The sequence below is a fragment of the Streptomyces calidiresistens genome, assembly GCF_014141525.1.
Lineage (GTDB): Bacteria > Actinomycetota > Actinomycetes > Streptomycetales > Streptomycetaceae > Streptomyces > Streptomyces calidiresistens.
Window position 1 is genome coordinate 1 of record NZ_VKHS01000115.1, and the last position, 10110, is coordinate 10110.

Below are 10110 nucleotides of genomic sequence, written 5' to 3' on the forward strand. Positions count from 1 at the left end.
GGGTCCGCCTCCGGTGCCCCCGCCGCCCGTGCCCGGTGGCGAACAGCGCACCGGCGACTGGCTGATCACCCCGCCCGGCGGCCCCGCACCGGGCGCCGGTTCGTGGATGGTGGACATCACGCCCGACCACGACTACTTCACCGCCATGATGCGCCGTTCCGGCCCCGAGGCCGCCCGCCTGCGGATGCCCGGCCCCGGCGGCGAGCAGCGGGTGCTCCTGGAGGGCCCGCAGATGACCATCGGTCGAACCCGGCCGTCCACCGGCGAGGCCCCCGACATCGACCTGTCGCGCCCGCCGGAGGACCCGGGCGTCTCCCACCGCCACGCGCTGCTGGTGCGACAGCCGGACGGCACGTGGGCGATCGTGGACCAGGGCTCCACCAACGGCACGACGGTGAACTACGAGGAGGAGCCCATTCCTCCCTACGTCCCGGTGCCGCTGCGCGAGGGCGACCGCGTGCACGTGGGCGCCTGGACCACCCTGACCGTCCACCGGGGCTGACCCCCTCCGCTCCGCGTCCTCCCCCGGGGTGATCCCCTTCCTCCCCCGGGGCGAGGCGGGACGGCCCACCGGCACCTACCATCCGCCGCATGACGGATGCGGCGATCACGGTCGAGGGGCTGCGCAAGCGGTACGGGGACGTGCGGGCGGTGGACGGCGTCTCCCTGGAGGTCGTCTCCGGCGAGTTCTACGGCATCCTGGGCCCCAACGGCGCCGGGAAGACCACCACCCTGGAGTTGATCGAGGGACTGCGGGAGCCCGACGAGGGCACCGTCCGCCTGCTGGGCCTGCCCTCCTGGCCCCGCAATCCCGACCTGCTGCGCCGCATCGGGGTCCAACTCCAGTCCTCCGCCTTCTTCGAGAAGCTCACCGCCCGCGAGCAGATCCGCTCCTTCGCCTCGTTGTACGGGGTCTCCGCCGACCGGGCCGACGCGATGCTGGAGACGGTGGGCCTGACCGGCAAGGCGGACGTGCGGGACACCGAACTGTCCGGCGGACAGGCCCAGCGCCTGTCGATCGCCTGCGCCCTGGTCCACGACCCCGAGCTGGTCTTCCTGGACGAGCCGACCACCGGCCTGGACCCGCAGGCCCGCCGCAATCTGTGGGACCTGTTGCGGGAGATCAACGGCCAGGGCCGCACGGTGGTGCTGACCACGCACTACATGGACGAGGCCGAGCTGCTGTGCGACCGGGTGGCGGTGATGGACGCCGGGCGGGTGCTGCGCGTGGGCCGGCCCCGGGATCTGATCGAGGAGTTGGGCGTGGCGAACCTGGAGGACGTCTTCCTCCGCCTGACCGGACGGGAGTACCGCGAGTGAGCGCGCTGTCCAGCCTGTCGAAGGTGATGTTCCTGGGCCTGATCCGGGACCGCACCGCCGTCTTCTTCATGCTCGTGCTGCCGCTGCTGTTCCTGGTGCTGTTCGGCGCCCTCTTCCAGGGCGAGGGCGGCTCCCGCTCCACGGTCGTGCAGTACGGCGAGGTGACCGTCCTGGACGAGCTGGACGAGGAGCACCTGGCCGCGCTCTCCGAGGCCCTGGTCCTGGAGCGGACCGGTGACCGGGAGGACGCCCTGGAGCGACTGCGCGCCGGCGAGGTGGACGCGGTGGTCTGGGAGGAGACGCCGGGCACGCTGGAGCTGCGGTACTCGGCCGCCGACGAGGCGCGGGCGGGAGCGGTGCGCGGTCTGGTCAACTCCCTGGTGCAGGACGCCAACGTGGCCGCCACCGGCCAACCACCCGCCTTCCGGATGAGCACCGAACGGGTGGAGGACGAGTCGATCCGGGCGATCCAGTTCCTGGCACCGGGGCTGTTGGGCTGGGCGATCGCCATGGGCGCCTCCTTCATGTCCGCCTTCACCCTGGTGAACTGGCGCCGCAAGCGGCTGCTGCGCCGGCTGTGGCTGGCGCCGATCCGGCCGGGCGCGGTGGTGGGCGCCCGGATCGGGGTGAGCCTGGGGCTGGCGATGGCGCAACTGGTCCTCTTCCTCGCGGTGGCGGTGATCCCGTTCTACGGGCTGCGGCTGACCGACATGTGGTGGCTGTCGATTCCGCTGGTGGCCTGCGGGACGCTGGCGTTCATGGCGGTGGGCCTGCTGATCGGCGCGGTGACCTCGACCGAGGAGGCGGCCAACGGCGTGCTCCAGGCCGTGATCATGCCCATGGCGTTCCTCTCCGGGTCCTTCTTCCCGACCGAGGTGATGCCGGGCTGGCTGGAGCCGATCGCCCGTCTGCTGCCGCTCAAGCACCTCAACGAGGCGTTGATGGGGGTGCTCTCGCGGGGCGAGGGCTGGGGCACGGCGCTGCCGGTGATGGGCGGGCTGCTGCTGTTCGCCGCCGTGGTGGCGGCGATCGCGGCCCGGCTGTTCCGGTGGGAGGCGAAGTAACCGGCCGACCGGGGCCGGTGCGGCGGGACGGTGCTCACGAGCCCCTGCCGATCACCCACAGGCCGGTGATCAGGGCCGCGCACCCCACCGCGCCGACCAGCGCCATCAGCAGGAGCCGGCCGAGGTCCCGCAGCCGCTCCCGACGCCGGTGACGGCGCCGGCGGTGACGGCGGTGACGGCGGCGGTCGGGCACGTTCACGTTCACCGGGTGCCTCCCCGGTCCCCCACCGGGTCGCAGCCGGTACAGGAGCACCCGATGTAGACGACGCCGGGCACGTCCGGGTCGTGGGTGATCTCCCGCCCGGTGCACGTGGTGTGCAGGCCGATCCGGCAGAAGTAACAGATGTGCCGGTGCGAGCCCGGAAGCGGCTCGGGAGCCGGCCGGGAAACCCGGGGAAGATGCCGCGCGCTCACCCCTCACCACCCTGAGCATTACCACTGCCGCACATGTTCGATTTTGCATGGACATCGAACACGCGCCCTTCGGGCGACCGAAACATCGGGAGGTGCGAGCGGGAAAACAGCGACAGAGGCAGCGCGGCCAGGGAAAAGAGCACTTCTCCACAGCCGCCCTGAAGATCGTTCACGGGATACCTCCTGGCTTCCAAGGGCTTCACTTCCACTATCAGGCAGTAACCGGCCCCACACCGCACGTAATGTGTTGCCAACGGAGTCAGGCAACGGTGTATCCCCCAACGAAGTGGAGGCCAAAGCGTGACGGAGCGCAACTTGGACATCCGACAATCCGGAGCCCGGGACCTCTTGGCGGCCAGCCTCAAAGCACACCGCGCACGCTCCGGCCTATCGGTTCGAGCGCTGGCAAAAGCCATCAACTTCACTCACGGCTATATCGCACGCGTCGAAACCGGAACCCAGATGCCCTCGGATTCCCTGGCCCGGGCTCTCGACACCCACTTCGAAACCGACGGCCTTTTCATGGGCCTTCTGGTGCTGGCAAGCCACGACGGCGCACCGGACTACTCTCGCGTGGCGCTGCGGAAAGAACGTGAGGCGGTCCGGATCCAGGTGCTCGTGAGCAGCGTTCTGCCCGGCCTGTTCCAAACCCCCGATTACGCTCGCGCCCTGTTCTCCAGCGCCGCACCGAAAGCCCCCGAGTCCGAGCTCGATGATCTCGTGACGGCTCGATGCACCCGGGCATCCGTGGCACTGGATCGCGAAAAACCGGCACTTTACTGGACAGTGATCGACGAAGCGGCACTGGCCAGGATCATCGGCTCGAAAAGCACGATGCGAAATGCCCTCCGTCATATGCGCGCCATGGCCGAGCGTCAGAATATCGTCGTACAGGTGCTCCCCTTCTCCAGTGGGGCATACTCCATGCTGGGCGGGAGCTTCACCGCCTACACCGGAGCGGACGGCACGACCACCGCGTATTTCGAGTCCTTCGGGAGCGGAGACACCGTTGAGGACCCGGCACGCGTGGCCGACTTGCTGCAGCAACTTGATTACGCCAAGGCGAACGCGCTAACCGATTCGGATTCCATGAAGATGATCGAAAAATACGAGAAGGAGTACGAGCATGGCTGATCCCGGATGGCGCAAGTCGTCTTACAGCGGTGGTACCGAGAACGCCTGCCTGGAGGTGCGGGACGGTGTTCCCGGGGTCGTGCCCGTGCGGGACAGCAAGGCCCCGGCCGGCCCCGCGCTGACCGTGCCGGAAACGGCCTGGGCCGCGTTCGTCCGCCACCTCGGACGAACCGGCTGAGAGCACACACCCACCACCCCACGGCCCTCCCACCGACGACGGGAGGGCCGTTCCCGTGTCCGGCGTCGGCGGCCGGACGGCCCCACCGGCGCACGGGTCGGATCTGCGACCATGGCGGGGTACCCCACCCGAGGTGATCACAGATGACGTCGAACGTCCCGCACATCCCGCGCCTGCCGGAGGGCGCCGATCCGCAGCGCACCTTCTACGAGCAGGTGGGCGGCGAGGAGACCTTCCGGGCCCTGGTCCGGCGGTTCTACCAGGGTGTCGCCGAGGACCCGCTGCTGCGGCCGATGTACCCCGAGGAGGACCTGGGTCCGGCCGAGGAGCGCCTGGCCCTGTTCCTCATGCAGTACTGGGGCGGGCCCCGGACCTACAGCGAGGGGCGCGGTCACCCGCGCCTGCGGATGCGGCACGCGCCGTTCACCGTGAACCGGGCCGCCCACGACGCCTGGCTGCGCCACATGCGGGACGCGGTGGACAGTCTGGAGCTGGACCCGGAGCACGAGCGACAGTTGTGGAACTACCTGGTGTACGCCGCCGCCTCGATGGTCAACACCCCGGACTGAACCGGGTTCCGGGCGACCGGCGCGCCCCGGAGGACACGAGGGCGGCACCGGCGGCGGAGAAGAGGAGGGGAGGGCCCCGCCCGACGGCGGGGCCCTCCCCTCTTCGGCTGTCCTCAGTGGCCGTGGTGTCCCCGGCCCGCCGAGGCGGGTGCGACGAAGGGGAGTGAGGGGGCGCCCGAGCGGCGGACGGCCACCGAGCCGCGCGGGGTGCGCAGGCGTACCCAGCTCCCGGCGGTCAGCACCACCGGGTTTTCCGCGGCCGGGGTGCCCGGAGCGGCGAGGAAGCCGAGGGCGTGCGCGGCGTGCACGGCGCGCAGCGGCAGCGGGGTGTCCGGCAGCGGCCGGGACCATATCTCCTCGGCCAGCGCCTCCAGGGCCGCGCGGGTGCGCTCGTCGGGGCCCAGGCGTTCGGTGCGGTCGCGGAACTCCCCGATCACCGCCCCGGCGGCGGCCCGGACGCTCTCGGCCGGGGGTTCGGCCACCCGTTGCCAGCCCTCGCGGGGCGGCAGCAGGCCGGTCCACGGCGGGCCGGTGACCGGGGCGGGGAGGCGGACCCCGGCGGGCGGGCCCGCGTCGGCCCCACTCGACCCCGGCGGCTCGTCCGGCACCCCGGTGCCGTCGGAGCCGTCGGGATTGTCGAGACCCTCGATGCCCTCCAGCAGTTCACCCGCGGAGACGGTCAGGTCCAACGGCTCCGCCGGCGTGCCCGTCGCGGCGAGGGGCAGCGGCAGCACCGCCACCACCTCGAAGCGGGCGGGCCGGGCGAAGACGGCGAGCACGCCGCCCTCGGCCCGGAGCCGGACCGCCGCCGTCCGGTCCCACCTCAGGTGACGCCCGAGGAAGGCGGCGAGGACGGCGGCGTCGGCAGGCTCAGCGAACCGCAGCCGCGTTGTCGGTGGCGTCATCGAAGTACCGTTCCAGGAAGGACCGTTCGACCGCCGACAGGCGGCGGGGACGCTCCTTCTCCAGGTCGTAGGGGACGATGACGGTGCGGGCGCGGGCGTGCACCGCGCTCCCGTCGATCATCTCGTAGGCGATCGTGGTCGCGGCGGCGCCGATCTTGGCCACCCACAGTTCGATGTCGATCGGCGCGTGGCGGTGGACCAGCGGGCGCAGGTAGTCGATCTCGTGGCGGGCCACCACGGTGGTCCCGGAGAAGGGGACCTCCGGGTCGAAGACGCCGGGGCGTCCGGCGACGGGGGTGGTGCCCCCCTCGCCGGACGCCCCGGGCCCGGGGTCGCCGTCGGACACGGTCGTCTCCTCGGCCGCCTCCCGCGCCAGGCGCCAGAGGAAGTCGATGCGCGCCTCCTCCAGGTAGCGCAGGAAGACGACGTTGTTGATGTGTCCGAAGGAGTCCATGTCCGCCCAGCGGAGCGGACAACGGAAGAGGTGTCGCACGGTGGTTCAGCCCCGGGTGAGCTTCTTGTAGGTGGCGCGGTGGGGACGGGCGGCGTCGGGACCGAGCCGCTCGATCTTGTTCTTCTCGTAGGACTCGAAGTTGCCCTCGAACCAGAACCACCGCGACTCGCCCTCGTAGGCGAGGATGTGGGTCGCCACCCGGTCCAGGAACCACCGGTCGTGGGAGATGACCACCGCGCAGCCGGGGAACTCCAGCAGGGCGTTCTCCAGCGAGGAGAGGGTCTCCACGTCGAGGTCGTTGGTGGGCTCGTCGAGGAGCAGCAGGTTGCCGCCCTGCTTGAGGGTGAGCGCGAGGTTCAGGCGGTTGCGCTCGCCACCGGAGAGGATCCCGGCGGGCTTCTGCTGGTCCGGGCCCTTGAAGCCGAAGGCGCTGACGTAGGCGCGCGAGGGCATCTCGACCTGGCCGACGTTGATGTAGTCCAGGCCGTCGGAGACGACCTCCCACAGCGACTTCTTCGGGTCGATGTTCTCGCGGTTCTGGTCGACGTAGGAGATCTTGACGGTGTCGCCGACCTTGACCTTGCCGGAGTCCGGCTGCTCCAGGCCCTGGATCATCTTGAACAGAGTGGTCTTGCCGGCGCCGTTGGGGCCGATGACGCCCACGATGCCGTTGCGCGGCAGGGTGAAGGACAGGCCGTCCACCAGCACCTTGTCGCCGAACGCCTTGTGCAGGTCCTCGATCTCGACGACCACGTTGCCCAGGCGGGGCCCCGGCGGGATCTGGATCTCCTCGAAGTCCAGCTTCCGGGTCTTCTCGGCCTCGGCGGCCATCTCCTCGTACCGGGCGAGGCGGGCCTTGGACTTGGCCTGGCGCCCCTTGGCGTTGGAGCGGACCCACTCCAACTCCTCCTTCAGGCGCTTCTGCCGCTTGGCGTCCTTCTGACCCTCGACCTTCAGGCGGGCCTGCTTGGTCTCCAGGTACTTGGAGTAGTTGCCCTCGTAGCCGTGCGCCCGGCCGCGGTCCAGCTCCATGATCCACTGGGCCACGTTGTCGAGGAAGTACCGGTCGTGGGTGATGGCCACGACGGTGCCCGGGTACTTGGCGAGGTGCTGCTCCAGCCACTGCACGGACTCGGCGTCCAGGTGGTTGGTGGGCTCGTCGAGCAGCAGCAGGTCGGGCTGCTCCAGCAGGAGCTTGCACAGCGCCACGCGGCGCTTCTCGCCACCGGAGAGGTGGGTCACCGGCCAGTCGCCGGGCGGGCAGCCCAGGGCGTCCATGGCCTGTTCGAGCTGGGCGTCGAGGTCCCAGGCGTTGGCGTGGTCCAGGGCCTCCTGGAGCCGGCCCATCTCCTCCATCAGCTCGTCGGTGTAGTCGGTCGCCATCTGCTCGGCGATCTCGTTGAACCGGTCGAGCTTGCCCTTGATCTCGGAGACGCCCTGCTGGACGTTCTCCAGAACGGTCTTGTCCTCGTCCAGCGGGGGCTCCTGGAGCAGGATGCCGACGCTGTAGCCGGGCGACAGGAAGGCGTCGCCGTTGGAGGGCTGCTCCAGTCCGGCCATGATCTTCAGGACGGTGGACTTGCCGGCGCCGTTGGGCCCGACGACGCCGATCTTGGCGCCGGGCAGGAACGCCAGCGTCACGTCGTCGAGGATCACCTTGTCGCCATGCGCTTTGCGCGCCTTGCGCATGGTGTAGATGTACTCAGCCAAGAGAAACCATCCGGCGGGTTGTGGAGCGGTTGGGTCAGGGGCAGTGCGCTCTATCCTGCCGCATTCGCGCCCGGGGACGAAAACGCCGACCGGCCCGGCGGCGGGAGTTCCGGGAACCGGCCGGCGGCGGGCCGGTCGGGTCGCCCCGCGCGCCCCCTTCCGGCGGCACGACACGGCACCACACCACGCGGCACGACACGACAGGGGCCCCTCCCCGGCTTTCGCCGGGGAGGGGCCCCTGTCGTGTGATCACTCCCCCGTCACCCCCGGTCACCCGGGGGAACGGGACCCGGCCGGACGCCGGGGAGGAGCGGAACTCCGGGAGAACCTCAGGAAGAGGAGGAGGCGCCGCGCTTGCGGATGAAGAACATCGCCGCACCGCCGGCCACCAGCAGGGCGATCGCGATGCCGGCGATCATGCCCACGTTGCTGCTGCTGCCGGTCTCGGCCAGGTTCGGGGACTCGTCCTTGACCTCTTCGTCACCGGAACCCTGCGGGTTCGGCTCGTTCTCGGTCTCCTCCTCGGACTCGCCCGGCTCCTCGGTGCCCGGAGCGGGCTCCTCGGACTCCTGGCCCTCCTCGCCCTCGGCCGGCGGGGTCGGCTCGGAGACCTCGCAGTCGAGGACGCCGTGGTACTCCACCAGGGTCTCCTCACCGTCGTTGATGACGATGTGGTACTCCTGCTTGTTCTCGACCGGGACGAAGATGTCCTTGCTGCCGCCGGCCGGGATGGTGTGGGTCTCGCCCTGGAAGTCGAACTCGAAGGGCTGGTCGCCCTCGTTGCCCACGGTCAGGTTGACGCCGCCCGCGACGCAGTCGACCTGGTGGCTGAAGGTCGGGGCGGGACCCTCGGAGGCCCAGTTGGCGGTGGCGGTCTTGGAGGTGGAGACCTCGCTGGCGCCGGCCAGGATCATGGTCTGGGTCCGCTTGTCGATGCCCTTGAAGACCCGACCGACCTCGGCCGCCAGGGTGGCGGAGGCGGTGAAGGAGGCGGTGCCGTCGGCCGCGTCGGCCGGGACGTCGAAGTACAGCTCGCTACCGTCCACGGCCTCGGTCACCGGGGCGCCGGAGGCGTCGGTGACGGTGACGCCGCCGGAGGTGTTCGGGGCGATGGAGACGGTGCCGGCGGAGGTCTTCACGCCGACCGGGCCCAGCTTCTGCCCGGGCTTGCCGGCGACCTCCGGCGGGGTGAGCTCGAGGGAGATCTCGGGCTCGGCGATGTCACCGGCGTTCTCGTACAGGTACTCGGTGAGCTTCTTGGCCGCCTTGTTGGTGGGGGTGGCGCCCTTGGCGTGCTGCGGGTCCGAGTAGCGCCAGATGGCGGCCTGGGTGCCGGCGGCGGCGGTGGCCGGGGTGAGCTTCTCGTTGCCCTTCAGGCCAACGGTCTGCCCCAGCGCGTTCAGGTCGTCGACCTGGGGGTACGAGTTCTGGAGGATCCAGTGGATCTTCCCGGCGTTCGGGTTGCTCGCGAGCACCGAGGAGCCCCACGCCGTCTCCTGGTACCGGGCGCTCTTGGCGGTCGGGGTACCGAAGTCGATGCAGTAGGTCTTGATGGTGCCGCCACCGTCCACGTTCATCGTGAACAGACCACCGAGGTAGGTCTTGTTGCCCACCTTGATCGTCGACGACAGGTCTTTGTCCAGGCCCGCGAGCTGGGCCGTCGTGCCCCCGGTACCGACGGCGGTCTCATCGGCGGCGGCCGAACCCGCGGTGGCGATACCGCCACCGACGAACATCAGGCTCGCCACGACCGTGGCCGCAAGGCGGGTGATGACCCGCTTGCGCACAGAAATCATGTGTGAGTCCCCTCCACGAGGCGCACGGGCCGCAGCCACCTCGGTGCCGGGCTGGCGTTTCAGATGTCCCGTGCGTACGCCGGGATCGTAGAGAGGGAAAACGGGGTACGTCCCCAACGGCCGGGTGAACTACCCACTCCGAAGCAGAATCGTTATCAGATGGTCCGACTAAATGGGACGATCAGCACGGATCACCCCCGGCAAGCGGATGTTGACGGTGTGTCAGTGCCTCCACCGGGCGGAGCCGGCTCCTCCACTTCCTTTTCACGGCCTCCCGTTCACCTCCCCGTTCACCTCCCGGGCGCGTCCCGCGACCGGGAGCGGGACCCCGGGAACCACCGGGCCCCGCGCCCGGTCGCTCACCTCGGGGTGAGGGGTTTCCCGCCCGAGGCGATGAACCACTGTTCGCGCACCTCCCGGTAGCGCACCAACTCGGCCGCCACCGGCTCCAGCACGCGGGCCCGGCCCACCGCGGCGGCGGCCGACCGCAGCCGTTCCTCCTCCTGCCGCCCCCACGCCCGGGCCGGACCGGCCGCCGCCAGCCGGCACCCCCACGCCAACAGGGG

At 70.5% G+C, this 10110-nt stretch carries 13 protein-coding genes and 1 pseudogene; 6 read left to right on the forward strand and 8 right to left on the reverse strand.

Annotated features, from left to right (window positions below):
• The 3 genes from FOE67_RS07585 to FOE67_RS07595 form a co-directional block, all read left to right on the forward strand.
• A partial coding sequence (locus FOE67_RS07585; RefSeq protein WP_182661784.1) for an FHA domain-containing protein occupies positions 1–502 on the forward strand: 502 nt, incomplete at its 5' end.
• A gap of 89 nt (positions 503–591) precedes the next feature.
• Complete coding sequence (locus FOE67_RS07590; RefSeq protein ID WP_182661786.1) at positions 592–1320, forward strand: ABC transporter ATP-binding protein; 729 nt, start codon at positions 592–594, stop codon at positions 1318–1320.
• Entirely contained in the window at positions 1317–2384 is a 1068-nt protein-coding gene (locus tag FOE67_RS07595; RefSeq protein ID WP_323384443.1) for an ABC transporter permease, read from the forward strand. Before FOE67_RS07590 ends, FOE67_RS07595 begins: the two co-directional genes overlap by 4 nt.
• A gap of 34 nt (positions 2385–2418) precedes the next feature.
• Here FOE67_RS07595 and FOE67_RS07600 read toward each other — a convergent pair whose 3' ends face one another.
• The 3 genes from FOE67_RS07600 to FOE67_RS07610 are packed head-to-tail and all read right to left on the reverse strand — an operon-like array spanning position 2419 to position 2971.
• Entirely contained in the window at positions 2419–2589 is a 171-nt protein-coding gene (locus FOE67_RS07600; RefSeq protein WP_182661788.1) for a hypothetical protein, read from the reverse strand.
• Positions 2586–2798, reverse strand: a complete 213-nt coding sequence (locus tag FOE67_RS07605) for a hypothetical protein (protein ID WP_182661789.1) — start codon at positions 2796–2798, stop codon at positions 2586–2588. The genes FOE67_RS07600 and FOE67_RS07605 overlap by 4 nt, the downstream gene beginning before the upstream one ends.
• Positions 2795–2971, reverse strand: coding sequence for a hypothetical protein (locus tag FOE67_RS07610; protein ID WP_182661791.1), 177 nt, complete (start codon positions 2969–2971; stop codon positions 2795–2797). Before FOE67_RS07610 ends, FOE67_RS07605 begins: the two co-directional genes overlap by 4 nt.
• A gap of 127 nt (positions 2972–3098) precedes the next feature.
• On the opposite strand from FOE67_RS07610, the gene FOE67_RS07615 reads away from it, so the two are divergent.
• From FOE67_RS07615 to FOE67_RS07625, 3 genes are all read left to right on the forward strand, one after another.
• Positions 3099–3932, forward strand: a complete 834-nt coding sequence (locus tag FOE67_RS07615) for a helix-turn-helix domain-containing protein (protein ID WP_182661793.1) — start codon at positions 3099–3101, stop codon at positions 3930–3932.
• Positions 3925–4110: a DUF397 domain-containing protein gene (locus FOE67_RS07620; protein ID WP_182661795.1), complete on the forward strand. Its 186-nt coding sequence runs from the start codon at positions 3925–3927 to the stop codon at positions 4108–4110. Before FOE67_RS07615 ends, FOE67_RS07620 begins: the two co-directional genes overlap by 8 nt.
• 143 nt (positions 4111–4253) lie before the next feature.
• Entirely contained in the window at positions 4254–4679 is a 426-nt protein-coding gene (locus tag FOE67_RS07625; RefSeq protein ID WP_182661797.1) for a globin, read from the forward strand.
• Positions 4680–4792: 113 nt separating this feature from the next.
• Here the strand turns inward: FOE67_RS07625 and FOE67_RS07630 are convergent, their stop codons facing one another.
• The 5 genes and pseudogenes from FOE67_RS07630 to FOE67_RS07650 all read right to left on the reverse strand — a co-directional run.
• Positions 4793–5584 carry a DUF8185 domain-containing protein gene (locus FOE67_RS07630; protein WP_182661799.1) on the reverse strand — a complete coding sequence of 264 codons (792 nt, stop codon included), beginning with the start codon at positions 5582–5584 and terminating at the stop codon, positions 4793–4795.
• Positions 5550–6038: an acyl-CoA thioesterase gene (locus FOE67_RS07635; RefSeq protein WP_182661801.1), complete on the reverse strand. Its 489-nt coding sequence runs from the start codon at positions 6036–6038 to the stop codon at positions 5550–5552. The genes FOE67_RS07630 and FOE67_RS07635 overlap by 35 nt, the downstream gene beginning before the upstream one ends.
• 45 nt (positions 6039–6083) lie before the next feature.
• Positions 6084–7748 (reverse strand): energy-dependent translational throttle protein EttA, encoded by a 1665-nt coding sequence (ettA, locus tag FOE67_RS07640; protein WP_182661803.1) that lies wholly within the window; start codon positions 7746–7748, stop codon positions 6084–6086.
• Positions 7749–8077: 329 nt separating this feature from the next.
• Positions 8078–9544 (reverse strand): thioester domain-containing protein, encoded by a 1467-nt coding sequence (locus FOE67_RS07645; RefSeq protein WP_182661805.1) that lies wholly within the window; start codon positions 9542–9544, stop codon positions 8078–8080.
• A gap of 359 nt (positions 9545–9903) precedes the next feature.
• Positions 9904–10110 (reverse strand): annotated as a pseudogene (locus tag FOE67_RS07650) (ATP-binding protein); the annotation flags it as partial.

Bases quoted from the DNA above. Each gene is read 5' to 3' on its own strand.
- FOE67_RS07625 (WP_182661797.1), top strand. From the start codon at position 4,254: ATGACGTCGAACGTCCCGCACATCCCGCGCCTGCCGGAGGGCGCCGAT.
- FOE67_RS07645 (WP_182661805.1), bottom strand. From the start codon at position 9,544: ATGATTTCTGTGCGCAAGCGGGTCATCACCCGCCTTGCGGCCACGGTC.
- FOE67_RS07620 (WP_182661795.1), top strand. From the start codon at position 3,925: ATGGCTGATCCCGGATGGCGCAAGTCGTCTTACAGCGGTGGTACCGAG.
- FOE67_RS07635 (WP_182661801.1), bottom strand. From the start codon at position 6,038: ATGGACTCCTTCGGACACATCAACAACGTCGTCTTCCTGCGCTACCTG.
- FOE67_RS07630 (WP_182661799.1), bottom strand. From the start codon at position 5,584: ATGACGCCACCGACAACGCGGCTGCGGTTCGCTGAGCCTGCCGACGCC.
- FOE67_RS07590 (WP_182661786.1), top strand. From the start codon at position 592: ATGACGGATGCGGCGATCACGGTCGAGGGGCTGCGCAAGCGGTACGGG.